Origin of the sequence: Nocardia bhagyanarayanae, from assembly GCF_006716565.1 — a bacterium.
GTDB classification, from domain to species: domain Bacteria; phylum Actinomycetota; class Actinomycetes; order Mycobacteriales; family Mycobacteriaceae; genus Nocardia; species Nocardia bhagyanarayanae.
Map to the genome: position 1 here is coordinate 3,288,751 of NZ_VFPG01000001.1, position 26,388 is coordinate 3,315,138.

The following is a 26,388-nucleotide window of genomic DNA, read 5'->3' on the forward strand; positions in this document are numbered from 1 at the left end:
GCCGCCAACCCGGGTCGCAGTGGTGCGCGGATCGACGAGACCGGCACGTAGCATCGTGCTACACAGGTTCGGTGGCCGGCGGGGATGTTGGGCCGCATCGACATGACGAGGTGTTCGTGGACAGCTGGCCGGTCACCGTCGCGTTGCCGATGGTCTTGGCGCTCATCATGTTCGGGCTCGGGCTCGCGCTGACGGCGGACGATTTCACCAGAGTCGTGCGGTATCCGCGCGCGGTGGTCGTCGCGCTGACCTGCCAGCTCGTCGTGCTGCCCGCGATAGCGTTCGGGCTGGTGATCGCGGTGGGACTCGGGCCGGCCCCGGCGGTGGGGGTGATGCTGCTGATGGCCTCGCCGGGCGGTGCGACGGCCAACCTGCTCAGCCACCTGTTCCGCGGCGATGTCGCGCTGAATGTGACGCTCACGGCGGTGAATTCGGTGCTGTCCGTGGTCACGCTGCCGTTGGTGACCAACTTCGCGCTCGGCTACTTCGCGCCGCCCGGCGCCGACGGCATCGGCCTGCAATTCGGCAAGGTCGCCCAGGTCTTCGCGTTGGTGCTGATTCCGGTCGCGGCGGGCATGGTGACCAGGCGGCTGCGGCCCGGTTTCGCCGACCGCATGGACCGGCCGGTGCGGATCGTTTCGGTGGCGTTCCTCGCGGTGGTCACGCTGGCGGCGCTGGTGGCCGAACGCGGGAACGTGCTCGGCTATCTGGCCGCCGTCGGCCTCGTGGTCGCGCTGCTGTGCGTGACCAGCCTGGGCGTCGGCTACTTCGTGCCGAAGGCGTTCGGCGTCACGCGCAGCCAGGCCATCGCGTGTTCGATGGAGGTCGGTATCCACAACAGCGCGCTGGCGATGACCATCGCCATCAGCGTGCTCGGTGACATCCGGATGGCGGTGCCCGCGGGCGTCTACGGCATCGTCATGCTGCCCATCGCCTACGTGGCGGGTTCGGCGATCAGCCGCAGGATCCGGCGCGAGGAGACCGTCGAGGCCGCCGCGGTCTCGGGTGCCTGAGTCGCGGCTCAGTCGCGGGAGCCGGAGACCTCCAATTCCCGGACTCCCGGCGACACGGCCGGATCGGTGCCGGTCACCTCCAGCCGGACGTAGCGCGCGGAGACCGGTTCGGTGAGCGCTCCGCTCACGGGATCGGCGGCGACCGTGGCCCACTCCCGGCCGTTCTCGGACACCGCGACCGACGACGCGACGGGCGCGGGCTCACCCCAGCGGGGCAGCACCCGCTCGACGCGCGCGGCCGCGCCGAGATCGACGGTGAGGCTGCCGTGCGCGCCGTCGGGCGCCCATCCGGTCGCGGCGCTGCCGTCGACCGCGGCGTCCGGATAGCGGCCCGGCTCGGTGGAACTGCTCGTGACGGGACGGCAACGCGCGAGGTTGCCGGTGGGTGCGAGATCGGGACGGCGGGTCTCGATCGTCACGGGCGCGCCGGGCGCGACGGTGTGCGTACCGGTCGGCGTCCGCAGCGGCATCGGCGCACCGCCGGTCAGCGTCAGCGTCGTGCGTTCCGCGCCGATCTCCGCGTCGAAAGTGCGTCCCTGCCAATGCAACCCGCGAAGGGTCAGGCCGCGTTCGAATTGCGGCGGCAGCGTCGGATCCACCTCGACGGCGTCACCGCGCAGACGCAGCCCGAGCAGGCCGTTGGTGAGGGATTGCAGGAAGCCGCCCGCCGCGGTGGCGAACGTGAACGCGGGCGCGCCCGCCAGCGGATCGCGCGCACCCGCCTTGGCGCCGCGCGCCTCGGCGAACTGCGCGAACGGCGGCCGCACGAACGGACGGGCCGCGCGGTCCAGGAAGGTGTTGGTCGCGCAGCCGGGTGCGCCGAGGTGCGCGGCGTCGATGGCGTGCACCGAGTCGGTCATCGCCGGGCCGTCGGGATCGGTTCGCGCGGAATAGTATTCGAGCACCCGGGCGGCGACATCGGTCGGCATCGGCCACTCCAGCGGATAGATGAGCAGCACGGTGTCGGCCTGTTTGATGGGAGTGCCGGTGTAGCCGTCGAATTGGGCGAAGACGCCGTTCGCCGCGTCGAACGGCATGCGCAGACCGTCGGCGATGGTGGTCCACTCGGCCGGATGTGGTGCGCCGAGGATCTCGGCGGCGCGCACCGCGTGGCGCAGCGCGAGTGCGGCGACCGCGTTGGTGTAGACGCCGTCGTCGACGCCGTTGCTGTACTCGTCGGGGCCCGCGACGTCGCGCAGCGAGAAGCTGCCGTCCGGATTCGGCGTCACGCGCGCGGCCCAGAATTCGGCGAGCGCGCTCATGATCGGCCACACCCGGTCGCGCAGATATCCGGCGTCGCCGGTGGCCAGGTAGTACTGCCAAGCCGCCAGTGCGATGTCGCCCTGCAAATGGATCTGATTCAGGCAGTGCGGCGGATCCCAGCTGTGGCATTCGTCGAGATCGCCGTCCGTCGCGCTGGTCCACGGGTAGAACGCGCCGGGGAAACCGAGGCGCTCGGCGTTGGCCTTCGCGGCGGGCAGCGTCTTGTACCGGTACTCCACAACGGTTTTCGCCAGGTCCGGCGCGAAATGCAAGAGGGCGGGGAACATCCAGATGTCGGCGTCCCAGAACACCGCTCCCGCGTAGTTGTCGCTGCTCAGCCCGACCGGCGAGAGACTGTTGTCCTGCGCGGGATTGCTCGCCGAATACAGCGAATACAGCGCGCCGCGCGCCCAGGATCGCACATCGGGTTCGCCCGGAATCTCGACCTCGCCGCGCCACAGACCCGTCCACACTTCGGTGGTGTCGGCCAGCAGCGCGTCCCAGCCCGCTCTCGCGGCGCGCCGCGCGGCGGCCAGCGCGGAGGCGGCGGGATCGGCGGAGGTGCGCGCGGTGTCGACGCCGACGAACTTGGTGGCGGTGTAGGACTCGCCCTCCCGCACCGAGATCCGGGCCCGCTGGCTCGCGGACAGGTCGTCGCGCGGCGGCGACGGCGAGATCGTCGCACCGGACCCGACGTCCAGGACGGACACGACCGAACCGGCTACTTCCGTTCCCGCCGTGCGGAATCCGACGCCGACGGTGGCCTCGCCGCGCTGCCCCGCGCCGGTCGGCACGACCCGGCGGGCGCCCGCGCCGTCGAGCAGATCGGTCAGCACCAGCTCGCCGGACCAGCGCGGTCGCAGGCTGAGGCGCACCGCGCCGACGTGCTGATCGGAGCGGGCGGCGAACACGTCGTACACCAGATCGGTGGTTCGCCCGTCCGCTGTCGTCCACGTCGCCCGGGTGCGGACCAGTCCGCAGCGCAGGTGCAGGGTCTGTTCGAAGCCGGTGATCCGCGCGGCGGGCGTGGTGGGGGAGTACGTCTCGTCTCCGACGCCGACCAGCAGGCCCGACCAGTTCGGGATGGCCGCCGCCACTTCGCGGTCGTCGGCGACGCCGGGGCTGTGCCCGTACAGACCGGCGACGAACGCGCCGTCGTAGGCCGGGGTGTACAGCGGCCAGCCGGTGGGTTCGGCGGTGCCGAGGTAGCCCGCCCCGCGCGGTGGCACGCGCAGTCCGAGGTAGCCGTTGCCGACGAAAGGATGACCGTCGATCGGGGCGTCCACGTCGGTGTTCGACGGCGCCCAGCCGGCGGTCTCCGCAACGCCCGGGCACGCCGAGTAGGAGCGCTCGGCCTCGTTGCGCACCACCACCAGCGCCACCGCCGTCACCAGCGCCAGCACCGCCACCAAGGCGATCACGAGCAGTATTCGCCGGAAGGGCCGGGCGGAGAACGACATCGCACCTCCCGTCGTGCGCGGCGCGCACGCTCGATTCGACTCGGACGACTCGTTGGCGGCCGAACCTCGCTCGGCCTGGTCTCGCGATGAAGCCTGTGCACCAGGATTTCCCCGTTCCCGCCGATCGACACCCGTCGCGGCCCCCGTGTCGCGAATCGCCGCCCGCCGCGCGGATTCGGTGCGGGCATATCCTGTCGCCTGTTGTTCTCCATCGACCGCGGCCGGGTGGCCGGGGAAGGCAGGGCGGATGCGCGCCATCGCGTTCTACGAGTTCGGCGAACCGGAGGTGCTGCGGGTCGTGGACGTACCGGTCCCCGAGCCGGCCGGCGCGCAGGTGCGAATCGCGGTGCGGGCCGCCGGAGTCAATCCGGCCGACTGGAAAATCCGTTCCGGCGCATTGGTTTTCGGTGAGCCGACCTTCCCCCAGTTCCCGGGCGCCGAGGTCGCCGGTGTGGTGGACGCCGTCGGGCCGGAGGCGGCCGGAGTCGCCGTCGGCGACGAGGTGATCGCCTGGACGCGCGGCGGCTACGCCGAGTACGCGCTGAGCGCCGACGTCGCGGCCAAGCCCGCGGGCCTCACTTGGACCGACGCCGCCGCGCTCCCGGTCGCGGTGAGCACCGCGGCGAAGGTGCTTGCTTTGCTGCGACCACGGTCGGGCGAGACCCTGCTGGTCAACGGCGCGTCGGGGGCGGTCGGCTCGATCGCCGTGCAACTGGCCCGCGCCGAGGGCGCCACCGTCATCGGCACGGCCGCGCCCGCCAACCAGGATCTGGTGCGCGCGCTCGGTGCGACGCCGACACCGTACGGCGACGGGCTGGTCGAGCGGGTGCGGGCACTCGCGCCGGACGGTGTCGACGCGGTGTTCGACGCCGCGGGGCACGGCGTGCTGCCCGCCGCGATCGAACTGCGCGGCGGCACCGATCGCATCGTCACCATCGCCGACGGCGCGGCCGCCGACCTCGGCATCGCGTTCCCCACCGGTCCCGGCCCGCGGTCCACCGCCCTGCTCGGCGACGTGGCGCAGCGCCTCGCGCGCGGCGAATTCCGCCTGCCCGGCGCGGCGCGCGCCTTTCCGCTGGCCGAGGCCGCCGCGGCGCAGCGGGAAATGGAGCACGGCCGCGGACCCGGCAAGGTCGTATTGATCGTCGACTGAGCCGGTCGTCACTAAGCTGGGACGATGCGACTGCCTCGGATTCGCAAACCGACGCCACCGCCAGGATTGGCCAGCAGTCTCGATATCTGGCTGGTCGGCCGGAGCGCGCGGGTACGCCCGACGCCCGCCGACCGGATGCTGCGCAATCTCAGCACGAGCGCGAACCACAACCGGCTCTGGCTCGGCGTTGGCGCAGGTCTGGTCCTGCTCGGCAACCGGCCGCTGCGTCGCGCGGGCGCGCGCGGACTGCTCGCGGTGGGACTGGCCAGCGGCATCGCCAACGGCATCGCCAAGCCGCTGTTTCCGCGCCGCCGTCCGCCCGACGAATCGGTGCCGTTCGTCCGTCGCCTGGTCCGGCCGCCGGTGTCCTCGTCGTTCCCCTCCGGCCACGCCGCCTCGGCGGCCGCCTTCGCCACCGGCGTCGCGCTGGAGAGCCCGAAGGCGGCCGCCGCAATCGCGCCGGTCGCGGCGGCCGTCGCCTACTCCCGGGTCCACATCGGCGTGCACTGGCCCTCCGACGTGGTCGCGGGCGCGCTGCTCGGAACGGGCGTCGCGCTGGTCACACATCGGTGGTGGGCGGTGCGCGCCGACGAACCCGCGCTGCTCGGCCACGCCGAACAGGTCGACCCGGTGCCGCACGGGCGCGGCCTGCTGCTGGTCACCAACCCCCTCGCCGGTAGCGGCAACGGTGCGCTCGCCTCGGCCCAGCTGCGCGCCGGGCTGCCCGCGGCGCACATCGTGCGGATCGACCCCGACCGCGACCTCGACGCCCAACTCGGCGAACGGCTCGACCGCGCCGATATCACCGCGCTCGGCGTCTCCGGCGGCGACGGCACGGTCTCCTCGGTAGCCGAGATCGCGGTCCGGCGCGGGGTGCCGCTGGCCGTCTTCGCCGACGGCACCCTCAACCACTTCGCCAGGGACGCGGGCGTCGACCAGGCCGAGCAGACCTTCGCCGCGCTCGAGCACGGCACGGTCGTCCGGGTCGACGCCGCAGACGTGCGGTTCGACGAGGACGGATCGCGCGTCTTCGTCAACACCGCAAGCCTCGGCGGCTACCCCGACTTCGTCCAGCTGCGGGAGCGGTGGGAACAACGGCTGGGCAAATGGCCCGCGGCGGGCATCGCGATGATCCGGGTCCTGCTCGGCGCGCAGCCGCTGCACACCGTGATCGACGGCGCACCGATGGCCATCTGGATGTTGTTCGTCGGCAACGGCCGCTACGACCCGGCCGACCAGGTCCCGATGTCGCGACCCGAGTTGCACCGCGGCACCCTCGACGTCCGCTACTTGCGCGCCGACGTCCACCTCTCCCGAGCCCGGCTGATCTGGGCCACCCTCACCGGCACCCTCGGCAACTCGGCCACCTACGTCCGCAAGGAAGTGCCCCGCCTCGAGGTCCGCGTCATCGAGGACTCGGTCTCCCTCGCCACGGACGGCGAAGTGGATTCGCGCGGAAAACATTTCGTCTTCACCAGCCGTCCGGCCGCCCTGGCTCTCTTCCGGCCGCCGGAAGAGTAGCCGCGGGCGCGCGGCCCCGCCGGGTTTGCGTGTCCCCGCACGCGCGGTCGGTTTTTGATCTAGCGTGAGCACGGGTCGACGCCGAGAGGGGCCGTGGGATGCGAACGGGGATGCTGGGGCTGGCGGAGTTGCGGGAGCGCGTCGAGTCCGGTGAGCTCGACACGGTGCTGGTCGCGATGACCGACATGCAGGGGCGGTTGCAGGGAAAACGTTGCTCGGCAAGGTATTTCGTCGACGAGGTGCTCGACCACGCGACCGAGGCGTGCAACTACCTGCTGGCGGTCGATGTCGAGATGACGACCGTGGACGGGTACGCGATGTCGTCCTGGGACAACGGTTACGGGGACTTCGTGTTGCGCCCGGACCTGAGCACGCTGCGGTTGGTGCCGTGGCTGCCGGGCACCGCGCTGGTGCTCTGCGATGTCGAGCAGGTGCATCCGGAGGGCGCGCCCGTGCCCGCCTCGCCGCGCCAGGTGCTGCGCAAACAGTTGGACCGGCTCGCCGAGCACGGGCTGCGCGCCTACGTCGGCACCGAACTCGAATTCCTGGTCTTCGACGACAGCTACGAATCCGCCTGGGAGCGCGGTTACCGCGACCTGCGCCCCGCCAACCAGTACAACGTCGACTACTCGATGCTCGGCACCTCCAGGATCGAACCGCTGCTGCGCCGTATCCGCAACGAGATGGCCGGGGCCGGAATGTATGTCGAGTCGGCCAAAGGCGAATGCAACCCCGGCCAGCACGAGATCGCCTTCCGCTTCGACGAGGCCATGGTGACTTGCGACAACCACAGCATCTACAAGACGGGCGCCAAGGAGATCGCCGCGCAGGACGGCCGCAGCATCACTTTCATGGCGAAATACAACGAGCGCGAGGGCAACTCGTGCCACATCCACCTGAGCCTGCGGAACGAGGCGGGCGAGCCGGTGTTCGCGGGCGACGGCGAGGGCGGAGCCTCCGCGCTGATGCGGCACTTCCTGGCGGGTCAGCTGGATTGCCTGCGCGAGTTCACCTACTTCCTCGCCCCGAACATCAACTCCTACAAGCGTTTCGTCTCGGGCAGCTTCGCGCCCACCGCGCTGGCCTGGGGCAGGGACAATCGCACCTGCGCGCTGCGGGTGGTCGGCACGGGCGCCTCGCTGCGGGTGGAGAACCGGATTCCCGGCGGCGACGTGAATCCCTATCTCGCCGTGGCGGCTTCGATCGCGGCCGGGCTGCACGGCATCGAGCGGCGGTTGCCCTTGGAGCCGGAATTCCACGGCAACGCTTATCGCTCGCAGCGTCCGAGGGTGCCGGGGACCTTGCGGGAGGCGGCGCGGCTGTTCGGTGAGAGCGCCGTGGCCCGCGCCGCGTTCGGCGCGGAGGTGGTGGAACACTATCGGAACGCGGCGCGGGTGGAGCTGGACGCCTTCGACGCCGCCGTCACCGATTGGGAGCGAACCCGTGGATTCGAACGACTCTGACCCCGCCGCCCCGCGCCCCGTCATCGGGCTGCCGACCTACGTGGAGCAGGCGCGATTCAGCACCTGGGACACCCGAAGCGCGGTGCTGCAACACGATTACATTCACATGGTCGACCGGGCGGGCGGCATCCCCGTGCTGCTGCCGCCCATCGGAACCCCGCACCCCGAACTGATCGACCGGCTCGACGGCCTCGTGCTCACCGGCGGGGCGGATATCGAGCCGGCCCGCTACGGCGCGCGCCTCAACGACGCCGCACTCGGCTACACGAGGCCGGACCGCGACGAATCCGAGTTCGGCCTGTTCACGCTGGCCCGCGCGGCAGGGGTGCCGATCCTGGCGGTGTGCCGCGGGCTGCAACTGGTCAACGTGGCGCTCGGCGGCACCTTGATCCAGCACCTGCCCGACGTGGTCGGCCACGAGGGGCACTCGGGCAGGAGCGGGTCGTTCGACGTCAACGAGGTGCTGACCGAGCCGGGCACCCAGCTGGCCGCGCTGGCCGGACCGCGGCTGGAGGCGCACTGCCATCACCACCAGGCGATCGACGACCTCGCGCCCGGACTCGTGGTGGGCGCGCGTTCGGGCGACGGGTCGATCGAGGCCGCGGAAATGCCCGGCGAACCGTTCCTGATCGGCGTGCAGTGGCATCCCGAGGCCAATCGGGCCGATGATCGTCTGATGCGGGCGCTGGTGGCCGCGGCCGCGGCCTATCGGCGGGAACGAGTCGGGTGAGAGGAGCGCAGGACATGGCGGCGACCCAGGTGGTGAATCCCGCGACCGAGCAGGTCGTGGCGACGGTGGAACCGACGGACGCGGCGGCGACCGACGCCGCCATCGAGCGCGCGCGGCGGGCGGCGGCGGAGTGGCGCGAGGTCGCGCCCGGCGACCGGGCCCGGCTGCTGCGCCGCTTCGCCGAAGCGGTCGACGCCGATCTGGAGCGGCTGGCGCGACTGGAGGTTGACAACGCCGGCCACACCATCGGCAACGCCCGCTGGGAGGCCGGGAACGTCCGCGATGTCCTGCATTTCGCGGCCGGGATGCCGGAGCGCTTGTCCGGCAAGCAGATTCCGGTGGCGGGCGGCCTGGACGTCACGTTCCAGGAGCCGCTCGGCGTCGTCGGTGTCATCGTGCCGTGGAACTTCCCGATGCCCATCGCGGCATGGGGATTCGCGCCCGCGCTCGCCGCGGGGAACGCGGTGGTGCTCAAGCCCGCCGAGCTGACGCCGCTGACCGCGCTGCGGCTGGGTGAGCTGGCCAGGGAGGCCGGGCTGCCCGAGCACGTGTTCCAGGTGCTGCCGGGCAAGGGTTCGGTGGTCGGGCAGCGCTTCGTCACCCATCCCGCGGTACGCAAGGTGGTGTTCACCGGGTCGACGGAGGTCGGCAAGCAGATCATGGCGGGCTGCGCGGAGCAGGTGAAGCGGGTGACACTCGAGCTCGGCGGCAAGAGCGCGAACATCGTGTTCGCCGACGCCGACCTGGAGCGGGCGGCCGCCACCGCGCCGTACGGCGTGTTCGACAACGCGGGGCAGGACTGTTGCGCGCGCTCGCGAATCCTGGTGCAGCGCAGCGTGTTCGATCGATTCCTCGAACTGCTGGAACCCGCGGTGCATGGCGTGCGGGTCGGCGATCCCGGCGCGGAGGACACCGAGATGGGCCCGCTCATCTCGGCCGCGCACCGCGAGCGGGTCGCCGCGTTCGTCGAGCCGTCGACGAAGGTGGCCTTCACCGGCCATCGCCCGGAGGGACCGGGGTTCTGGTACCCGCCGACGGTCGTGCTGCCCACCGCGCCGACCGATCGGGTGCTCACCGAGGAGGTGTTCGGTCCGGTGGTCGCGGTGCTTCCGTTCGACGACGAGGACGAGGCGGTGCGCATCGCCAACGACACCGAATACGGCCTGTCTGGTTCCATCTGGACCAACGACCTCGGCAGGGCGCTGCGGGTCTCCCGTGGCGTCGAGGCCGGGAATCTGTCGGTGAACTCGCACTCCTCGGTGCGGTACTGGACACCGTTCGGCGGGTTCAAACAGTCCGGCCTCGGCCGCGAACTCGGACCGGACGCCGCGCTGGCGTTCACCGAGACCAAGAACGTCTTCATCGCCACCCAGTGATCCCTCGGGGCGAGTGCCCCTCGGACCCGATGATCCACCGCACCGAGAAGGAGATGCGTTGCAGCGCTTACAGGATCGAGTAGCCGTCGTCACCGGCGGCGGCAGCGGGATCGGGCTCGCCACGGTGCGCCGCTTCGCGGCCGAGGGCGCCAAGGTCGTCGTCGCCGACATCGACGCCACCGCGGGCGAGGCCGCCGCGGCGGAGGTCGACGGCCTGTTCGTGAAGGTGGACGTCACCGACGAGACGCAGGTCCGGGACATGTTCGAGGCGGCGGTCGCGGCGTACGGCGGGCTGGACATCGCCTTCAACAACGCGGGAATCTCACCGCCGGAAGACGATTCGATCCTGACCACCGGCATCGAGGCGTGGCGCCGGGTGCAGGAGGTGAATCTGACCTCGGTCTACCTGTGCAGCAAGTACGCCATCGAGCACATGCTGGTGCGCGGCAAGGGCTCGATCATCAACACCGCCTCCTTCGTCGCGGTGCTCGGCGCGGCCACCTCGCAGATCTCCTACACCGCCTCGAAAGGCGGCGTGCTGTCCATGAGCCGGGAGCTGGGTGTCCAGTTCGCCAGGCAGGGCATCCGGGTGAACGCGCTGTGTCCCGGTCCGGTGAACACCCCGCTACTTCAGGAATTGTTCGCCAAGGACCCGGAGCGGGCCGCGCGCCGCCTGGTGCACATCCCGCTCGGTCGCTTCGCCCAGCCGGAGGAGATCGCGGCCGCAGTCGCCTTCCTCGCCAGCGATGACGCCTCGTTCGTCACCGCCTCGCAGTTCCTCGTCGACGGCGGCATCTCCGGGGCTTACGTCACGCCGATCTGAGGCGTTCCGGCGCGCCCGGACGGGCCGTTCGAGCCCGTCCGGGCGCGCCGTCGAACACCCCACCTTCGAACTCGTGTGACCACAATCACATTCGCCGATCGCTGTGCAGGTAGCCGCGTATGCGCTGACCGGTGCCGCAGGGCCGCCGCTGTTTGGTCCTCGTGAAACCTGGGTATCGGTTTGTTCCGTGTCCGGCCCCCGTTTCCGGGGTGGGCCGGACGGACGAATCGAGGCCCGCGGGGGCGGGCCGGTGAGGAGGCGGGCGTGACCGATCGTGGACAGGACCCGACGCGACTACGGCGTTCGGTGGCCGCGTCGGCCATGGGCAACGCCACCGAGTGGTTCGACTACGGCGTCTACGCGGCGACGGCGACCTATCTCACCGACGCGTTCTTCCCCGGCGAGCTGGGCACCCTCGGCACCATGCTCGGCTTCGCCATCTCGTTCGTGCTTCGCCCGCTCGGCGGCATGGTGTGGGGTCCGCTCGGCGACCGCCTCGGCCGGAAGACGGTGCTGGCCATCACGATCCTGCTGATGTCGGCCGCGACCGGCGCGATCGGCCTGCTGCCGACACACGCCTCGGTCGGCGTACTCGCTCCGGTGCTGCTCATCGCCCTCCGTGTCCTGCAAGGCTTCTCGACCGGCGGCGAATACGGTGGCGCGGCAACGTATTTGGCGGAATGCGCGACCGATCGGCGGCGCGGTTACCTGGGCAGCTTCCTGGAATTCGGCACGCTGGCCGGTTTCGTCGGCGGTTCGGCCGTGGTGCTCGCCTGTCAGCTGGCGCTCGGTTCGGACGCCATGCACGACTGGGGCTGGCGCATCCCGTTCCTGCTCGCCATCCCCCTCGGCCTGACCGGCTGGTACCTGCGCGCCCGGCTCGACGAGTCGCCGGTGTTCCAGGAGGTCGCCGAGAACCCGCACCCGCCGACCGGGCTGCGCGAGCTGCTGACCGGCTACCGGCGCGAGATCCTCACCCTCGGCGGCCTGGTGATCGCGCTCAACGTGGTGAACTACACGCTGCTCACCTACCAGCCGACCTACCTGCAGAAGACCATCGGTATGACGGAGTCGGCCACCACCGCCATGATGCTGACCGGTCAGCTGGCGATGATGCTGGTGCTGCCGCTGTTCGGCATGTTCTCCGATCGGGTCGGCAGGCGGCCGATGTGGCTGTTCTCGCTGATCGGTCTCGCGGTGCTCGCGGTGCCGATGTACTGGCTGATGGGGCAGGGCACCGCGTGGGCGATCATCGGTTTCATCGTGCTCGGCCTGCTGTACGTGCCGCAGCTGTCCACCATCAGCTCCACATTCCCGGCGATCTTCCCGACCCACGTGCGCTACGCCGGCTTCGCCTTCGCCTACAACGTCTCCACCGCGGCGTTCGGCGGCACCGCCCCGCTGGTCAACGAGGCCGTCATCGAATCGACCGGATGGGCGCTGTTCCCCGCCGCCTACATGGTCGCCGCCTCCCTCATCGGCTTGGTCGCCTGGGCCTTCCTGCGCGAGACCGCGGGCACCTCGCTCCGCGGCACCAAGGTCCCTGACGCCGACCGCACACCGCTACCGGCGGTGGTGCAGCCCGCGACCTGACGCGGCTCACGGCTTCCACGGCCCGACACGGGGCCGGTCGAAGCGCCCGTCGATTCTGAGCGGTGGCAGGGCGCACGGGAGCGTGGGCTCGACGGCGGGACCGTATTCGGGGAGCTATTCCTCTTCCAGGTCGTTCTCGGTCGGCCAGTCGTCGGCGACGATCAGGCGGCCGGTGCGCAGCATCTCGTCGTACTGTTCGGCGATCAGTGCGGGCGGGTAGGTCGGCCAGTAGGAGACCGCGCCGGTGGCCTTGTCGATGACGCTGACCGAGCCGCCGATCACCGGCGGTGGTAGTGGGGAAGTGCTTTCCGGAACCGGTCCGCGGATCGCGACGACGACGAAGCCGCCGTCGAATTCGGTGAGCTGGTGCGCGATTCCGCTGGCGAGCTGGTCCGGTACGGACAGGTATCGCGCGGCGATCTGTTGCGCCGCAGCGAGATCCACCGGCGTGGTCGCCGAGGTGGGGTAGGCGTGGACTTCCATGGTGCGGTGGCGGGATCGACCGGCGATCGACCGCCTGCTCCTTTCGTCGTTGCTGTGCAAGAAGATACGCCGCCCGTGGTGTGGTGACTGTCTCAGTCGAACTGGACCGTGGCGAGCATGGCGCGGGCCAGTTCTTCAGGGTCCGTCGTGTCGGCCAGCGTCGAATCCGTCAGCGCTCCCTCTCGCCACAGGGCCGCGAAGCCGTGCACCAGCGACCAAGCGGCCAGCTGGGTGGCGCGTTCCTGTCGGTCGGTGCGTTCGGGGCGCAGGTCGGCGACGCCCGTGCGCAGCGCGGCGCCCGAGCGGGACCGCGCGGCGCGTAGTTCGGCATCGTCGGCGCGGAGCAGATCGCGGCGGAACATCACGTCGAAGTGTCCGGGATGGTTCAGCGCGAAACGCACATACGCGACGGCGACGTCGCGGAAGTCCGGTCCGGCGCCGTCGAGTTCCGCGCCGAGCAGGTCGTAGCCCTCGGTGGCCAGCGCGGTGAGCAGACCGGCGCGATCGCCGAAATGGTGGGCGGGCGCCGCGTGTGAGACGCCCGCGCGCCGCGCGAGCCCGCGCAGGGAGATCGCGTCGACGCCGTCGGCGGCGATCTGCTCGGCCGCCGCGGTCAGCATCGCGGTGCGGAGATCGCCGTGGTGGTAGCCGCTCTTCGCCATGCCTTCGATACTGGCCGACAATCTTGTCATTGACAAGTTCGCGAGGTCGTCTCTAATCTTGCCAGTGTCAAGATTGGTTCGTACCGCATCTCGGGAGATACTCATGGCCCCCTTCGTCGTCCTCGCCGCCGTCACCGCGCTCGCCCGCCTGCTCGGCTGGTTCGTCGATGTCACCTGGCTCGATTCGTGGTCGGACGCAGTCCGTTTCGGCCTCGCCGCCATGTTCGCGCTGACCGCGAGCGCCCACTTCCTGCAACCGCGACGCTCGGCGCTGATCGAGATGGTGCCGCCGCGGTTGCCCGCCGCACCCGCGATGGTCACGCTGACCGGCGTCCTCGAAATCGCGGGCGCGATCGGCCTGTTGATTCCCGCCACCGCGGATCTCGCGGCGGCGGGCCTCGCGGCACTGCTCGTGGTGATGTTCCCCGCCAACGTGTGGGCCGCGCGAAAAGGCGTGGGCGTCAAGACGATGCCGCTGCCCTTGCGCACCGTGTTGCAGGTGGTGTTCCTCGGCGCGACCGCCCTGGTGATCGCCGGCTAGCGCGAAACCGACTGCCGCGCTATGGCACTGGGCGGCAGATTGCCGAGGTCCGCCGGGATCGAGAGGTGTCGCCCAGCTGCGCCGACCGAGGCGAGACCGGGAACGATGGAGTGATGTCCTTTACGGTTACCGACACTGTCGCCTGGGCGATCATCGGCTGGGTGATCCTGGTGCTGGCCGGGAGATTGATCCTCGTCCGCGACACCGTGATCGACTACCTCGTGAATCGGTTGCTGCTGTGGGGTCTGCTCGCGCTGCTGCTGTACCGCTGGCCGGAGACGGGGCCGTTCGCCGGGGTGGTCGAGCGGCTCGCGATCGGCTGTGTAGTGCTGTCGACCAGTTATCTCGTCGGCATCGCCCTTGTCGAGGGGGTGAACGAGGACATGAGCCAGGTCCGGCAGCGCGAGCGACGCTACTGCGCGATCGCACTGGCGTCCACCGCAACGGTTCTCTTCGCCGGGTGGTCGGCCGACGCGGAGGGTTTGCCCTTGGATCTCGGAATCGGTTGGCAGGGCTTCCTTCTCATCCTCTCCATCAGCGTGCCGATCGCCGTCAATACGGTCCTGTTCGCGATTCGCGGGATTCGGGAACTGTGGATCGGAAGCCATGAAGGTGTCGAGAAGCTGGCTGGGCTCGTGCTCTTCGTCGTGAACCTTTTCGCCTGGACGAATCAGCTGCTGATGATGTCGCAGATCGTGTTCGGGCGACCCGACCTGGGGCCGCACTTGCCCCGTGTCGAATGGATCTTCACCATCTGCATCGCCGCCAACGGTGCGCTGCTAGCGCTGCCATTGGCTGCCTCGTTGGGCGAGGCGGCCGGGCTGGACGCAGCGGGTCGCTCCTGCCGGAGGCTGCGCGTGCTGTGGCGCGACCTGACCGAGGCGGTTCCCGAAATCGTGATGCCGCCGGGTGTCGGTACCGGCAGCCGCGGCCGATTGTTCCGGATGACCGTGGAGATCCGCGACGCCATTCTCCACCTCGGGCCATATCTTCCTCCAGTCCACGGCGAGGACCCGAGTGGAGGCCCAGGTGAACTCGATCGATTCGCGCATCGGCTGGCGCTGGCGACCGCCGCGCGCAAGGCGGGCGTACAGCCCGAGAACCCGACGGGCGCAAGGCTGTCCGGGCTCCCCGCCGGGGACTTCGATGCCGATCTACGGCAGCTGCGTGAGCTGGCTCGCGCGTGGCGGAGGATGCGCTCCTCGGGAGTGTCCATCGATGAAAGCGCCCGGCCGACCCTGTCCCCCCCTCCTGGGACAGGCCCGGCCGGGCTGAAACAAACAATGCCTTGGGGGTCTTGACAGGGGCTTAAGGAGGGCTTAAGGGGGGATCAGGCGTGGGGTTGGGGGAGTTGGGTGAGGAATTCGGCGTTGGTCGCGGTTTGGCGTAGGCCCTCCAGAAGGAGGTCGGTGGCGTGGTGGCCGTCGACGGCGGCGAGGGTGCGGCGCAGGTGGTGGGTCGCGGCGAGTTCGGCGGGGGTGAGCAGGAGTTCGTCCTTGCGGGTGCTGGATTGGGCGATGTCGACGGCGGGGAAGACGCGGCGGGCGGCGATGGCGCGGTCGAGTTTCAGTTCGGCGTTGCCGGTGCTCTTATACTCCTCGAAGATCACCGTGTCGGCCAGCGAGCCGGTTTCGACCAGGGTGGTGGCGATGATGGTGAGCGAGCCGCCGTTCTCGAAGTTGCGCGCGGCGCCGAGGAATCGCTTGGGCGAGGCGAGTGCCGCGGCGTCGACACCGCCAGAGAGGACGCGGCCCGAGCTGGGCGCGGCATTGTTGTAGGCGCGGGCGAGGCGGGTCAGCGAGTCGAGCAGGACCACCACGTCGCGGCCGGTTTCGGCCAGGCGTTTGGCGCGTTCGATGGCGAGTTCGGCGAGCGCGATCTGATCGCGGGGCGAGCGATCGAAGGTGGCGGCGGCGACGTCGGCGGGGACGCTGCGAGCCAGGTCGGTGACCTCTTCCGGGCGCTCGCCGACGAGCACGAGCATCAGCTCGCATTCGGGGTGATTCTTGGCGATGCCGTGCGAGATGGCTTGCAGCACAGAGGTTTTGCCCGCCTTGGGTGGTGCGACCACCAGTGCGCGCTGGCCCTTGCCGATCGGCATGACGAGGTCGGTGACGCGGGTGGTCAGCTCGTGCGGCTCGGTTTCCAGGCGCAGGCGCTGGTTGGGATAGAGGGGGACCAGGTTCTCGAAGACGGGGCGTTTGCCCGCGTGCTCAGGGGGCCGGCCGTTGACGGTCTCGACGCGGAGGAGCCGGTCGAGTTTCGCGCCATCTTTCGGTGATTGCGCGTTGCGCCGGGCCGATTGCGTGTCGCGCTGCTCGGACCGTGCCACACCGGTGACGAAATCGCCCCGGCGCAAATGGTTCTCGCGGATCAAGCGGGGCGCGACGTGCAGGTCGTCGTCGCCGGGAAGGTACCCGTCGACGCGCAGCGTCGCGGTGTTGCCGACGATGTCGAGGATGCCGGAGACCGGCCGTTCGGCGTCGTCGTGCGCTAACCGATGCTGAGAATTGTTGTCGTTCATCGAGTTTCCTTACTGAGGTAAAGGGAGAGGAATGGCGAAAGCCATGAGTGCGGTAGAGATCTCGCAACCACGACCCGGAATTGGCGCGATACGTCGCCTGTGCGGGTGAGCGGGTCCCGTTCATCGCGAATTCGATATCGCGGAAAAAGGGGAGATCCGAGTTCGTCCGTGGGAGACATCGTCTACAACCACCGACAGCGCCGAGGCTACCCGCCGCGAATCGATTCGCGCAAGGGCGGACCTGTCGAGCGTGCGTCGTGTCCCGGCTACTCGGCCCTCGACGACCCTGCTGCTTCGGCGTTTCGCCCACTTCGAGCGCCTGTGGACGAGTTTTGCGCGGGTACCGATTCGGGCTTACCCCGGATGAAACTGGTCGGGCAGAGCGGCACGCGGCGTCCTGCGCGCGGCCCTACCGAATTCTGCCCACGCGGGCCGGATCATCTCGCGGACGATCGTCCGCCTCCCTCAACGACCCGCGCCGGAGCAATATTCCCGCCCGCGCTACCTGAAGTGCCCGCCCGGCCGCGCGGAGCGCTTCCGAGACGGGCACGTCATGCGGTGTGTGGCGGGTGAAGCCGGTCTCAGAGCACGGCCTGCGTCTGGGTGACCTTCGCGACGAGCTTCTCCGCGTCGTCGCGGATCTCGGTCTCGACGACGATGAACGAGCGTCCCGCGTGCAACGGCCGCGCGCTGGCGACGGCGTGACCGGAGCGCACGGCGCGCAGGAAGTTGGACTTCGACTCGACCGTCGTGGTGCCCTGCTTGCCCTCGGGCAGGTTGAGGAAGGCGCACACCGCGCCGGTCGCGTCGGCGAGCGACATCAGCACACCGCCGTGCAGCATGCCGCCGAGCGTGCACAGCGACTCGTCCCAGGCGATCCGGCTGCGCACCAGTTCGGGCCCGTGCTCGAGCACCTCGATGCCGAGTCGCTCGGTGAACGGCATGGACTGGTGGAAGAGCTTGGTGCCGGTCTCGTCGATCATGCCGACCATGCTGCCGTCCGGTGGCGCGCCGGTCGATTACCCCGGAGGTAATCGGCGTCGATCCGCGCGCGGTTGGCGGGAATCCGCGATTCGCACGCCCGGCGGGCCGTGGGATCAGCCGAACGAACCGGTGGGCGGCGGGGACTGCACCATCCGCCACGCGCCGCAATTCACGGTCTTGAAGGCGACGTCGGTCGGCTTGATCTCCACGCGGACCGGACCGAGCCTGGTGAAGTTGTTGCCGATGATGTACTGCATGTTCGTGTTGTCGCCCTCCACTTTCCACAGCCTGCGCCAGTCGCAGCCGTAGAGCGGGTCGGGAGTTCCCGGCGCTTCCCAAACGCCGGGGAGAATGTCGACGCCGACCATGTAGAGGCCGTCGCCCGCCATGAAATTCGCGGGCTCGGCGGCCGCGGTTCCGGCTCCGAACAAGGTCGCGGCGGACGCCATCGCCCCCGCGATCACGAGCATGCGCATGCGCTGTTTCTCCTCGATATTCGCGTCCACAACTGGACGTCTGACCTGCGGAGATCCCCCATCTCCGCGGCCAGATCTACCAGAGTCGTCCGCGGGAATGGGGTTGTTCGAGAGATTTCTGTCAAATACACGCCGCGTTCGCACGAATTCGCCGTTATCGCGGGGCGGTGGTGTCATCGGCCAGAGCCGCCACGATATCGATGGTGTGAGAGGTATTCGGGCAATGGGTGCGCTCACGGAGCGGCGGCGTACGTGCGGCGCCCATTGTGCGGGCTTGTGCACGGAAGAGGGTTTGGCTCGAGTACTCGCCGCCGATCGGGGGTTGCTGCACTGGCGCGCGCGGCGCGGCCTCGGAGACGCGGGTTTGGCCGAGCACGCCGTGCAAGAGACGTTGCTACGGGCCTGGCGCTCCTGTTCACTGTTCGACGCGCGCCGCGGCAGCGTGCGCACCTGGCTGTTGGCCATCGAGCGCAACGTCATCATCGATATCGCGCGCGCCCGCGCGGCGCGGCCGTTCGACACGGCATGGGACGAGATCGGCGACGCGGGGGAGAGTCCGGTCGCCCACCCCGACTTCGCCGACGGGCTGATAGACGTCCTGCTGGTCGCCGAACTGCTGTCCCGGCTGCCCTCGGCCCAGCGCGAGGCGGTCGTCGAGGTGATCCTGCGCGACCGCGCCTACCGCGAGGTGGCCGCGGACTTCGGCGTCCCGGTCGGCACGGTGAAGACTCGCGTGCACTACGCGTTGCGATCGCTGCGGCAACTCCCGAGCGGAGCCTGATCCCGCCGATCCGGTTCGCGATCGAGCGATCGGCCCCCCTACGGTGGTCGGCATTGTCCGAAACCAGGCGGGAGTTGACCGATGCCGACCGAAGACCGCGGTGACCTGCGAATCGACCGACGGAGCGCGCTGGCCGGCGCTGGTGCGGTGGCAGCCGCCGTGACGGTGGCCGCCTGCGCGTCCGCCGAACCGTCCGCGCGCGAGATCGCGCCGGGCACCGAGGTCGCGAAGGTCGCCGACGTGCCGGTCGGCGGGGCCGTGATCGCTGGTGGAACCGTGGTCACTCAGCCGCAAGCCGGTGTCTTCCAAGGCTTTTCGGCCGCCTGCACGCACCTCGGGTGCACCGTGTCGAAGATCGAGCGCGCGACGGTCGTCTGCCGCTGCCACGGCAGCGCGTTCCGGTTCGACGGCACGGTCGCCACCGGACCCGCCGAACGACCGCTCGCGCCGCGCGCCGTCCGGGTCGACGGCGACCGCATCGTGACCGCCTGACGGGCGCTGCCCGAGATAAGCCACTCCCGCTCCGCGCCCCTTTTTGCCATGGTTTTAGTGGCTCTGACCAGCCATGATGCCGATCGAAACCTTGGTAACAGTTCGGTAACTGGACTTGCTTCGCTGCCCGCCGCGTTGCAAGAGTGAACCACTGGGTTTGGTGTTACTAGTGGGAAGGGAGGGGTGCTCCGTCCCGGGGCGCCGACCGAACATGAAGCCAAGCATCATCAAGGCCGGTATCTCCACCACCGTCACGGCCGCGGTGACCGCCACTCTCGCCGGGTTGTTCCCGGTCGCCGCGACGGCCACCCCGGTCGCGCCGGAGATGGCAGGCAAGCTCGCAGGCAAAACGGTTTTCCTCGACCCCGGCCACCAGGGGCCGAACCACTCCGAGAACCTGGGCAGACAGGTGGACAACGGCCGCGGCGGCACCAAGGACTGCCAGACCACCGGCATGACCTCCGTCAACGGCGTACCCGAACACACCATCAACTGGAACGTCGCCCAGCTGATCAAGACCTCGCTGGAGAGCATCGGCGCGCGGGTCGTGCTCAGTCGCCAGGACGACAGCGGCTGGGGCGGCTGCGTCGACGACCGGGCGCGGGCGGCCAACGAATCCGGCGCCGACGTGGCGGTGAGCATCCACGCCGACAGCGCGCCGCCCAATCTCCGCGGCTTCCACCTGATCGTCCCGGCGCTGCCGGTGCCCGACGCCAAGGTCGGCCAGGTCCAGTCCGGGCCGGGCCTGGCCGTCACGAAGGCGGTGCGTGACGCGTACCTGCAAGCCGGATTCCCGGCCGCCACGTACGCCGGGGTGCAGGACGGTTTGCAGACGCGCTCCGATATCGCGGGCCCAGCACTGACGACGGTGCCGAACGTGTTCCTCGAAATGGGCAACGGCGCCAACGCGGAAGACGCCGCGCTGCTGGAGAGCCCCGACGGCCAGCTGAAACACGCCATCGCCGTCACCACCGGAGTGGTGAGCTACCTGCTCGGCACTTCGCTCGCGACGACCGGATCGGCCACCGACCGACCGGCCGCCGCGCCCGCGCAGGACGTTCCGGCGCAGGCGGCCCCGGCGCAATCCGTCCCGGCGCAGGCGATTCCTGCGCAAGACGTTCCGGCGCAGCCGATTCCTGGGGAGGTTGTTCCAGCGCAGGCGGTTCCCGCGCCGCCCGTGCCGAACGGCTCGACACAAGCCAACGGATCGACGCAGGACGGTTCGGAGCAGAGCGATCCGAACGGGTCGGCGCAGAGCGATCCGAACGGAACATTGCCGCAGAGCGTGCCGGGAGCCCTGCCGCAGAGCGTGCCGAACGGAGCGCCGTCGCAGTCCCAGACCGGGCCGGGCACGAGCTTCGGCACGGCACCCGGCAGCCAGTCGATCCCGAGTAACGACCAGGGCACGCAGGCGAACCCCAGCCGGTCGACACCCGGAACCTACGCACTGCCGGGTAGCCCGTCGACACCCGGCACCCAGTCGACCCCCGGCAACCAGTCGAGGCCGGACTACCGTTCGGGCTCGGAGTCCGGCACGCTCGGCGTCCTCGCGAACACCGTGCTCGAGATGCTCATGCCATTGGCACGGGTGCTCGGCATGGACGACACGATGATCACCGCGGAGCTGATCAACCTGGCCTACACGCTGGCCAGCACCCTGTTCGGACCCGCGAAGTAATCGCATACCCCACCGAACGCCACCCGATCCGCCGGGTGGCGTTCGGCCGTTCCGGCGTCCTTCGCGCGCCGACTATGGTGGTCCGGGTGGCTGACCGGATTCCTGTGCTGATCGTCGCCGGCTTTCTCGGCTCGGGGAAGACCACCCTGCTCAACCACCTGCTACGCAACAATCGGGGGACGCGAATCGGCGTCGTGGTCAACGACTTCGGGGCGATCAACATCGATTCGATGCTGGTCGCCGGGCAGGTGGACGCGATGGTCTCGCTCGGCAACGGCTGCGTCTGCTGCGCGGTCGATGTCACCGAGCTGGACGATTTGTTCACCCGGTTGGCGCAGCCGAGGGCGAACATCGACGTGATCGTGGTCGAGGCCAGCGGACTCGCCGAGCCGCGCAACCTCATCCGGATGGTGGTCGGCAGCGACAACCCGCGCATCCGCTACGGCGGTCTGGTGGAAGTGGTCGACGCCGAACAGTTCCCGTCCAGCCGCGAGCGGCACCCCGAACTGCTGACCCACCTGCGTCTGGCCGATCTGGTGGTGGTCAACAAGGCCGACCGGGTCGGCGCGGCCGAACTGGAGACGCTGCGCGGCGAGATCGCCGACCTGGTCGGCACGGTCCCGGTCTACGCGACCACCCGCGGCCGTATCGATCCCGGCCTGCTGTTCGACGAGCCGCTGCGCGCGACCCGGCGCGTCGCCGAGCAGCTGAGCTTCGACGAACTGCTGGCCGAGCACGACCACGAGCACGACGGCGACGACGAGCACCGCCACCTGCACGACGACTACACCAGCGTGTCCTTCACCAGCGAACGGGAACTCGATCCGCGCAGGCTCATCGACTTCCTGGAGGACCCGCCGCCTGGCCTGTTCCGCGCCAAAGGCTTTGCGGCGTTCGGCGTCGCGGCCGAGCGCCGGAAGTTCCTGCTGCACATGGTCGGCAGGCACATCGTCTTCGAGCCCGGCGCGTGGCGGCGCGGCGAACCGCGCACCAGCCGGCTGGTGTTGATCGGTGCGGGCATGCCGTCCGAGCCCACGCTCTCGCGCTTGCGCGAAACGGTGCACAACGCCGACGATTTCCTCGACGAGCAAGCGATGCTCGGCGTGTGGCGCTACACCCCGCACTGAACGCGCCAGGGATTGGCGCGTTTTACCGCGAGCTGGCGCGTTCGGCGCTTCCCACGCGGCCGAGTTGTAGTGACACTGGCAGCACGCCCGCCGTGTCGGGGTCGGCGCTTTGCGCCGCGCGCGGCGTCGGTCAATGACCGTGATCGACCATATCGTTGTTGTGCGACCGATGGGAGAGTTCGGTGTCCGAGACGTGGGAGAGCGCCACCGCTTATGTGATCGCCGCTCTGGAGGCCAAGGGGACAGCCACCCGCGACGATTTCGACGTGCCCGCGATCGTCGCCGCCACCAGAGACATCGCCGACGGCTGGGACTTCCGGGCCATCGAGGACGCCACCTTCTGGCGCATCGCGGCCAGCTTCCTGCGGGTGTGAGGTGTCAGTCGAACCGCTCACATCGGTGCGCGTGTTCGGCGATGCTCCAGCGCCGCGCCGCACGGCGCATCGAACCGGGGTCGGCGTACCCGAGCAACTGCGCCTGCCGCGCCCGGGTCAGCGAACCCGCCGAGCTGGCCTGTCGCAATCGGGCATCGCGCGCCCGGTCCAGCTCCTTGCGCCACGTCGTGCCCGCCTCCATCAGCCTGCGCTGCAAGGTGCGCGGACTGGTCGCCAACCGTCGGGCGACGCGGTCCAGCGAGGCGTCGCCCGCGTCGAGCGCCTCGGCCAGCGCCTCGGCGACGCGCTGCGGCCACGCCGAGGGCAGCGGCGGTGGCGGCGGGAGCGCGTCGGCCAAGGGTCGCAGGATCTTCGCCAGCACGGGGTCGGCGGTGGTCAGCGGAATATCCATGTCGGCGGCGTGGAAGGTTATCGAGTCGGCCTCCGCGCCGAATTCGATGGCGGCCGTGCCGAATACCTCGATGTAGGCGCGGTGATCCGTGGGCGCCTGCTGGCGCAGCGTGACCCGGATCGGCACCAGTGGTTCGCTGACCACGCGCCGGGCCCGGCTCAGCACCGCGCTCAATCCCCAGAGCTGGGTCAGGTCCCGTCCGACGCCCTCGCCGTCGATGATCTCGAGGTAGAGCGTTGCCTCCCGCTCGTCGGCGATCAGATCGAAGCGATGGTTGGTGGTGACCGCGGCGACGTAGGGTCCGCAGGTCGCCAAACCGGCGCCGAGGGTCGGCGCGGTCGCGAACAGATAGTCGTACAACCCGAGACTCTTCAGCTCGTAGCGGCTTGCCACCTGCAACGCGACGGCGGGATCGCCGAGCACGTGCGCGCCGATCTCCCAGAGCCGGGAGAAGGTGTGGCTCGGCAGGTGCATGTCGTCGCCCGCCATCGTCCACTCCGGTAACCCGGTCTCCCGAATCAGCTCGTCCCGATCGGCTCCCGCAGCGGTGAGCTGCGAGATGACGAAACGGTGCAGCAAAACCTGGTCCGTACCCACGCGTCCTCCCTGCCCCACATCCGGATGAACACTCTGGGCGAGAACGCTAACGGCGCGGTGATTGATCCGTCATCCGATTCACATCACGAGATGGTCAACCGCAGGCGTTGACCCATTCCGACATGCCGTCGGCGAACAGTTGCCGCTTCCAGATCGGCACCTCGTGTTTGATCCGGTCCACCAATTCCGCGCAGGCAGTGAAGGCTTCGGCCCGGTGCGGTGCGGCCACCGCGACCACGATGGCGAGATCGCCGACGGTCAGCGCGCCGACGCGGTGCACCGCCGCCACCGGAAGACCGGTTGACGCGGTCGCGGCCGCGCAGCATTCGCGCAGGAACCGTTCGGCCTCCGGATGGGCCGAGTACTCCAGCGCGGAAACGGCCTGGCCCCCGTCGTGATTGCGGACCTTGCCGGTGAACACCACCACCGCGCCGTGTTCGGGGCCGGTGACCGCGGCCTCCACCTCGGCGGGGTCGAGCGGTTGGTCGCTGATGCGGGCTACCCGCACCGTGGTCTCAGGTGTTGTCATGAGCGCCGCCTCCGGCTACTTGCGCGAGCAGATGATCGAGGAGCGGTTCGAGCACCGCGATACCGTCTTTCACCCCACCCGGCGAACCGGGCAGGTTCACGATGACCGACCGACCGGCGAGTCCGGCTACGCCGCGGCTGAGCGCGGCCAGCGGGAACTTCGCGGTGCCGCGCTGCCGGATCGCCTCGGCCACGCCGGGCAGTTCACGGTCCAGCACGGCAAGCGTCGCCTCGGGCGTGGCATCGGTGGGCGACGCGCCGGTGCCGCCGGTGCTGATCACCAGCGCGGGCGCGAACCGCAAGGCGTCGGCCAGGCCGACAGCGATCTCGGCGTCGGCGTAGACGATCGGGCCGCGCACCGAGAAGCCGAGTCCGGTCAGCCATTCGACGAGCACGGGACCGGTGGTGTCCACCCTGGTGCCCGCCGCCACGCCCGTCGAGGCGACGAGCACGACCGCGGATCGATCCGTGCCGTCAAGGTTTTCGTGCTTTTCCACCGCGGGAACGGTGGCCTCGGCGTCCGGCGCCGCTTCGCCGGGCCGCTGCCAGTGACCGCGTTTGCCGCCCTCCTTGGTGAGCAGCCGGACACCGTCGAGCGTGGCCGCCGGATCGACCGCCTTGACCATGTCGTGCAGGGTCAGTCCGGCGACGGCGACCGCGGTCAGCGCCTCCATCTCCACACCCGTCGGTCCCTTGGTCTTCGCGGTCGCCTCGATGGTGATGGCGTCCTCGGTGAAGCCGAATTCGACCTTCACCGAGGACAGCGCCAGCTGATGGCACAGCGGAATCAGCTCGGAGGTCTTCTTGGCGCCCGCGATCCCGGCGATCCGCGCGGTGGACAGCACATCGGCCTTGGGCAGGTCGTCGGCGCGAACCAGCGCGACGACCTCCGCGGTGGTATGCAGCGCACCGGCCGCCACGGCGACGCGGGTGGTGTCGGCCTTCGCGCTCACATCGACCATGCGGGCGCGACCTTCCTGGTCGACATGGGACAACTCGGTCATGGGAACCAGCCTGGCACAGTGCCGCGGCGCGGCGCGCATCCGCTCACAGTTCGTGGACGAGCACCGGCGTGCCCGCGGCCAGCTCGGTCGTCTCGGCGGGAATGTCGATCAGCACGTCGGCCCACGCCATGCCCGCGATCAGGTGCGAACCAGCACCGGAGAACGGTTCGACGCCGTTCTCGGTGAGCCGTCCGCGCAGGAACTGCCGCCGCCCGGCGGGGGAGCGCACCGACTCGCGCAACGGCGCCTCGCTGGTGCGCACCGGCGGCAGGCCGGACAGGTGGCGCAGGATCGGCCTGGCGAACACCTCGAACGACACCATGGTGCTCACCGGGTTGCCGGGGAAGCTGAGCACCGGGACGCCGTCCAGCACCGTCAGCCCCTGCGGCCCGCCCGGCTGCACCGCGACCGAGCCGAACACCCCGCCGTGCGCGGCGAGCACGTCCTTGACCACCTCGAAATCGCCCTTGGACACGCCGCCGGAGGTGAACACCAGATCGGCCGAACGCGTTGCGGAGGAAAGCAATCGGCGGAACATCGCGGGATCGTCGGTGCTGTGCTCGACCGAGACGACCGTCGCGCCGTTGGCCGCGAGCGCGGCGGCGAGGGCGATGCCGTTGGAGTTGTAGATCTGTCCGGGGCGCAGCGGCCTGCCCGCGGGAACCAGTTCGTCGCCGGTGGTGATCACGGCCGCCCGGACCGGCTGGAAGACCGGCACCGTCGGCACCCCGACGGCCGCGAGCGCGGCGATGTGCCGCGGCGTCAGCGCGACGCCTGCCGGCACGAGCAACGCGCCCGCGCGCACGTCGGTGCCCGGCTCGCGGACGAATTCGCCTGCGGCACGGCCACGTTCGACGGTGACCGCGGCGCCGTCGGCGCGCGTGTCCTCCACCGGGACGACGCAGTCCGCGCCCGGCGGGATCGGCGCGCCGGTCATCACTTTCAGCGCCGCTCCGACGGGCAAGGGGGCCCGGCCCGGCTGGCCCGCGGCGACCACACCGGCCAGCGGCAGCGTTACCGGGGCGACCGCGACATCGTCGGCGCGCACGGCGTAGCCGTCCATCGCCGAGTTGCGGAACACCGGCAGATCGATCGGCGAGCTGACGTCGGCCGCCAGCTTGCGGCCCAGCGCGGCGGGCACCGCGACGGACTCGACCGGGCGTGCCGCGAGCGGGCGCAGCAGCTGTTCGATGCTGTCGCGATAGTCGTCGACGGTCCTGGCCGTAGCGCCTGCTGGCCGAGAATTCATAGCGGAAAGCATAGTGGTCGAGCGCGATCTCACGGCCTGACATGCGCGTTTGTGAGATCGACCGAACCGGGCGCTGCCCGT

General features: G+C 70.1%; 24 protein-coding genes and 1 pseudogene. 15 read left to right on the forward strand and 10 right to left on the reverse strand.

The annotated features are described in order from the left end of the window. Nucleotides 1–116: 116 nt before the first annotated feature. A complete protein-coding gene (locus FB390_RS13820) occupies nucleotides 117–1,013 on the forward strand; it encodes a bile acid:sodium symporter family protein (protein ID WP_141809318.1) in 897 nt (298 codons plus the stop codon). 8 nt (nucleotides 1,014–1,021) lie between these two features. On the opposite strand, the gene FB390_RS13825 is transcribed toward FB390_RS13820, so the two are convergent. Continuing rightward, the gene (locus FB390_RS13825; protein WP_141809319.1) at nucleotides 1,022–3,736 is read right to left on the reverse strand and encodes a discoidin domain-containing protein; all 2,715 of its coding nucleotides are present in this window, start codon (nucleotides 3,734–3,736) and stop codon (nucleotides 1,022–1,024) included. Between the two features lie 247 nt (nucleotides 3,737–3,983). Between FB390_RS13825 and FB390_RS13830 the strand changes: the two genes are divergently transcribed. From FB390_RS13830 to FB390_RS13860, 7 genes are all read left to right on the forward strand, one after another. Further along, nucleotides 3,984–4,889, forward strand: coding sequence for an NADP-dependent oxidoreductase (locus FB390_RS13830; protein WP_141809320.1), 906 nt, complete (start codon nucleotides 3,984–3,986; stop codon nucleotides 4,887–4,889). Between the two features lie 24 nt (nucleotides 4,890–4,913). Beyond that, nucleotides 4,914–6,410, forward strand: a complete 1,497-nt coding sequence (locus FB390_RS13835) for a bifunctional phosphatase PAP2/diacylglycerol kinase family protein (protein ID WP_141809321.1) — start codon at nucleotides 4,914–4,916, stop codon at nucleotides 6,408–6,410. A 98-nt stretch (nucleotides 6,411–6,508) separates the two neighbouring features. Further along, nucleotides 6,509–7,873: a glutamine synthetase family protein gene (locus FB390_RS13840; protein WP_141809322.1), complete on the forward strand. Its 1,365-nt coding sequence runs from the start codon at nucleotides 6,509–6,511 to the stop codon at nucleotides 7,871–7,873. After that, on the forward strand, nucleotides 7,854–8,603 hold the full coding sequence (locus FB390_RS13845; RefSeq protein ID WP_141809323.1) for a gamma-glutamyl-gamma-aminobutyrate hydrolase family protein: 750 nt from the start codon (nucleotides 7,854–7,856) through the stop codon (nucleotides 8,601–8,603). The genes FB390_RS13840 and FB390_RS13845 overlap by 20 nt, the downstream gene beginning before the upstream one ends. Nucleotides 8,604–8,617: 14 nt before the next feature. Beyond that, nucleotides 8,618–9,979, forward strand: a complete 1,362-nt coding sequence (locus FB390_RS13850; protein WP_141809324.1) for an aldehyde dehydrogenase family protein — start codon at nucleotides 8,618–8,620, stop codon at nucleotides 9,977–9,979. A 13-nt stretch (nucleotides 9,980–9,992) separates the two neighbouring features. Further along, nucleotides 9,993–10,802 (forward strand): 3-oxoacyl-ACP reductase, encoded by an 810-nt coding sequence (locus tag FB390_RS13855; RefSeq protein ID WP_425465863.1) that lies wholly within the window; start codon nucleotides 9,993–9,995, stop codon nucleotides 10,800–10,802. Nucleotides 10,803–11,123: 321 nt separating this feature from the next. Then, on the forward strand, nucleotides 11,124–12,395 hold the full coding sequence (locus FB390_RS13860; RefSeq protein ID WP_141811750.1) for an MFS transporter: 1,272 nt from the start codon (nucleotides 11,124–11,126) through the stop codon (nucleotides 12,393–12,395). Nucleotides 12,396–12,509: 114 nt separating this feature from the next. Here the strand turns inward: FB390_RS13860 and FB390_RS13865 are convergent, their stop codons facing one another. Both FB390_RS13865 and FB390_RS13870 read right to left on the reverse strand, forming a co-directional pair. After that, nucleotides 12,510–12,878, reverse strand: a complete 369-nt coding sequence (locus tag FB390_RS13865) for a hypothetical protein (protein WP_141809326.1) — start codon at nucleotides 12,876–12,878, stop codon at nucleotides 12,510–12,512. Nucleotides 12,879–12,970: 92 nt separating this feature from the next. Beyond that, entirely contained in the window at nucleotides 12,971–13,540 is a 570-nt protein-coding gene (locus tag FB390_RS13870) for a TetR/AcrR family transcriptional regulator (RefSeq protein WP_141809327.1), read from the reverse strand. A 103-nt stretch (nucleotides 13,541–13,643) separates the two neighbouring features. Here FB390_RS13870 and FB390_RS13875 point away from each other — a divergent pair, with 103 nt between their 5' ends. Together FB390_RS13875 and FB390_RS13880 are read left to right on the forward strand one after the other, a co-directional pair. Then, complete coding sequence (locus FB390_RS13875; RefSeq protein ID WP_141809328.1) at nucleotides 13,644–14,081, forward strand: DoxX family protein; 438 nt, start codon at nucleotides 13,644–13,646, stop codon at nucleotides 14,079–14,081. Between the two features lie 230 nt (nucleotides 14,082–14,311). Next, nucleotides 14,312–15,382: an MAB_1171c family putative transporter gene (locus FB390_RS13880; RefSeq protein ID WP_141809329.1), complete on the forward strand. Its 1,071-nt coding sequence runs from the start codon at nucleotides 14,312–14,314 to the stop codon at nucleotides 15,380–15,382. Nucleotides 15,383–15,411: 29 nt separating this feature from the next. On the opposite strand, the pseudogene FB390_RS13885 reads toward FB390_RS13880, so the two are convergent. From FB390_RS13885 to FB390_RS13895, 3 genes and pseudogenes are all read right to left on the reverse strand, one after another. Beyond that, nucleotides 15,412–16,578: pseudogene (locus tag FB390_RS13885) on the reverse strand (transcription termination factor Rho, short form); the annotation flags it as partial. A gap of 608 nt (nucleotides 16,579–17,186) precedes the next feature. Then, entirely contained in the window at nucleotides 17,187–17,588 is a 402-nt protein-coding gene (locus FB390_RS13890; RefSeq protein ID WP_141809331.1) for a PaaI family thioesterase, read from the reverse strand. Nucleotides 17,589–17,702: 114 nt separating this feature from the next. Then, nucleotides 17,703–18,065 (reverse strand): Rv1352/Rv1906c domain-containing protein, encoded by a 363-nt coding sequence (locus tag FB390_RS13895; RefSeq protein ID WP_246124008.1) that lies wholly within the window; start codon nucleotides 18,063–18,065, stop codon nucleotides 17,703–17,705. 292 nt (nucleotides 18,066–18,357) lie between these two features. Here FB390_RS13895 and FB390_RS13900 point away from each other — a divergent pair, with 292 nt between their 5' ends. The 5 genes from FB390_RS13900 (at nucleotide 18,358) to FB390_RS13920 (ending at nucleotide 22,517) form a co-directional block, all read left to right on the forward strand. After that, the gene (locus tag FB390_RS13900) at nucleotides 18,358–18,846 is read left to right on the forward strand and encodes a sigma-70 family RNA polymerase sigma factor (RefSeq protein ID WP_246124009.1); all 489 of its coding nucleotides are present in this window, start codon (nucleotides 18,358–18,360) and stop codon (nucleotides 18,844–18,846) included. 81 nt (nucleotides 18,847–18,927) lie between these two features. Beyond that, a complete protein-coding gene (locus FB390_RS13905) occupies nucleotides 18,928–19,338 on the forward strand; it encodes a QcrA and Rieske domain-containing protein (RefSeq protein WP_141809333.1) in 411 nt (136 codons plus the stop codon). A 211-nt stretch (nucleotides 19,339–19,549) separates the two neighbouring features. Further along, entirely contained in the window at nucleotides 19,550–21,016 is a 1,467-nt protein-coding gene (locus tag FB390_RS34850; protein WP_141809334.1) for an N-acetylmuramoyl-L-alanine amidase, read from the forward strand. Nucleotides 21,017–21,090: 74 nt separating this feature from the next. Further along, entirely contained in the window at nucleotides 21,091–22,143 is a 1,053-nt protein-coding gene (locus FB390_RS13915) for a CobW family GTP-binding protein (protein ID WP_141809335.1), read from the forward strand. Nucleotides 22,144–22,325: 182 nt separating this feature from the next. Continuing rightward, a complete protein-coding gene (locus FB390_RS13920; RefSeq protein WP_141809336.1) occupies nucleotides 22,326–22,517 on the forward strand; it encodes a hypothetical protein in 192 nt (63 codons plus the stop codon). Between the two features lie 4 nt (nucleotides 22,518–22,521). Here FB390_RS13920 and FB390_RS13925 read toward each other — a convergent pair whose 3' ends face one another. From FB390_RS13925 to FB390_RS13940, 4 genes are all read right to left on the reverse strand, one after another. Next, nucleotides 22,522–23,526, reverse strand: a complete 1,005-nt coding sequence (locus tag FB390_RS13925; RefSeq protein WP_141809337.1) for an AraC family transcriptional regulator ligand-binding domain-containing protein — start codon at nucleotides 23,524–23,526, stop codon at nucleotides 22,522–22,524. A gap of 94 nt (nucleotides 23,527–23,620) precedes the next feature. After that, nucleotides 23,621–24,055 (reverse strand): molybdenum cofactor biosynthesis protein MoaE, encoded by a 435-nt coding sequence (locus FB390_RS13930; RefSeq protein WP_141809338.1) that lies wholly within the window; start codon nucleotides 24,053–24,055, stop codon nucleotides 23,621–23,623. Next, complete coding sequence (gene moaCB, locus FB390_RS13935) at nucleotides 24,042–25,058, reverse strand: bifunctional molybdenum cofactor biosynthesis protein MoaC/MoaB (protein ID WP_141809339.1); 1,017 nt, start codon at nucleotides 25,056–25,058, stop codon at nucleotides 24,042–24,044. Before moaCB ends, FB390_RS13930 begins: the two co-directional genes overlap by 14 nt. Before the next feature lie 43 nt (nucleotides 25,059–25,101). Next, the gene (locus FB390_RS13940) at nucleotides 25,102–26,307 is read right to left on the reverse strand and encodes a molybdopterin molybdotransferase MoeA (RefSeq protein WP_141809340.1); all 1,206 of its coding nucleotides are present in this window, start codon (nucleotides 26,305–26,307) and stop codon (nucleotides 25,102–25,104) included. Between the last annotated feature and the right edge of the window lie 81 nt (nucleotides 26,308–26,388).

Bases quoted from the DNA above. Each gene is read 5' to 3' on its own strand.
- FB390_RS13825 (WP_141809319.1), bottom strand. From the start codon at position 3,736: ATGTCGTTCTCCGCCCGGCCCTTCCGGCGAATACTGCTCGTGATCGCC.
- FB390_RS13830 (WP_141809320.1), top strand. From the start codon at position 3,984: ATGCGCGCCATCGCGTTCTACGAGTTCGGCGAACCGGAGGTGCTGCGG.
- FB390_RS13835 (WP_141809321.1), top strand. From the start codon at position 4,914: ATGCGACTGCCTCGGATTCGCAAACCGACGCCACCGCCAGGATTGGCC.
- FB390_RS13840 (WP_141809322.1), top strand. From the start codon at position 6,509: ATGCGAACGGGGATGCTGGGGCTGGCGGAGTTGCGGGAGCGCGTCGAG.
- FB390_RS13850 (WP_141809324.1), top strand. From the start codon at position 8,618: ATGGCGGCGACCCAGGTGGTGAATCCCGCGACCGAGCAGGTCGTGGCG.
- FB390_RS13860 (WP_141811750.1), top strand. From the start codon at position 11,124: ATGGGCAACGCCACCGAGTGGTTCGACTACGGCGTCTACGCGGCGACG.
- FB390_RS13865 (WP_141809326.1), bottom strand. From the start codon at position 12,878: ATGGAAGTCCACGCCTACCCCACCTCGGCGACCACGCCGGTGGATCTC.
- FB390_RS13870 (WP_141809327.1), bottom strand. From the start codon at position 13,540: ATGGCGAAGAGCGGCTACCACCACGGCGATCTCCGCACCGCGATGCTG.
- FB390_RS13875 (WP_141809328.1), top strand. From the start codon at position 13,644: ATGGCCCCCTTCGTCGTCCTCGCCGCCGTCACCGCGCTCGCCCGCCTG.
- FB390_RS13890 (WP_141809331.1), bottom strand. From the start codon at position 17,588: ATGATCGACGAGACCGGCACCAAGCTCTTCCACCAGTCCATGCCGTTC.
- FB390_RS13895 (WP_246124008.1), bottom strand. From the start codon at position 18,065: ATGCGCATGCTCGTGATCGCGGGGGCGATGGCGTCCGCCGCGACCTTG.
- FB390_RS13905 (WP_141809333.1), top strand. From the start codon at position 18,928: ATGCCGACCGAAGACCGCGGTGACCTGCGAATCGACCGACGGAGCGCG.
- FB390_RS34850 (WP_141809334.1), top strand. From the start codon at position 19,550: ATGAAGCCAAGCATCATCAAGGCCGGTATCTCCACCACCGTCACGGCC.
- FB390_RS13915 (WP_141809335.1), top strand. From the start codon at position 21,091: ATGGTGGTCCGGGTGGCTGACCGGATTCCTGTGCTGATCGTCGCCGGC.
- FB390_RS13930 (WP_141809338.1), bottom strand. From the start codon at position 24,055: ATGACAACACCTGAGACCACGGTGCGGGTAGCCCGCATCAGCGACCAA.
- moaCB (WP_141809339.1), bottom strand. From the start codon at position 25,058: ATGACCGAGTTGTCCCATGTCGACCAGGAAGGTCGCGCCCGCATGGTC.
- FB390_RS13940 (WP_141809340.1), bottom strand. From the start codon at position 26,307: ATGAATTCTCGGCCAGCAGGCGCTACGGCCAGGACCGTCGACGACTAT.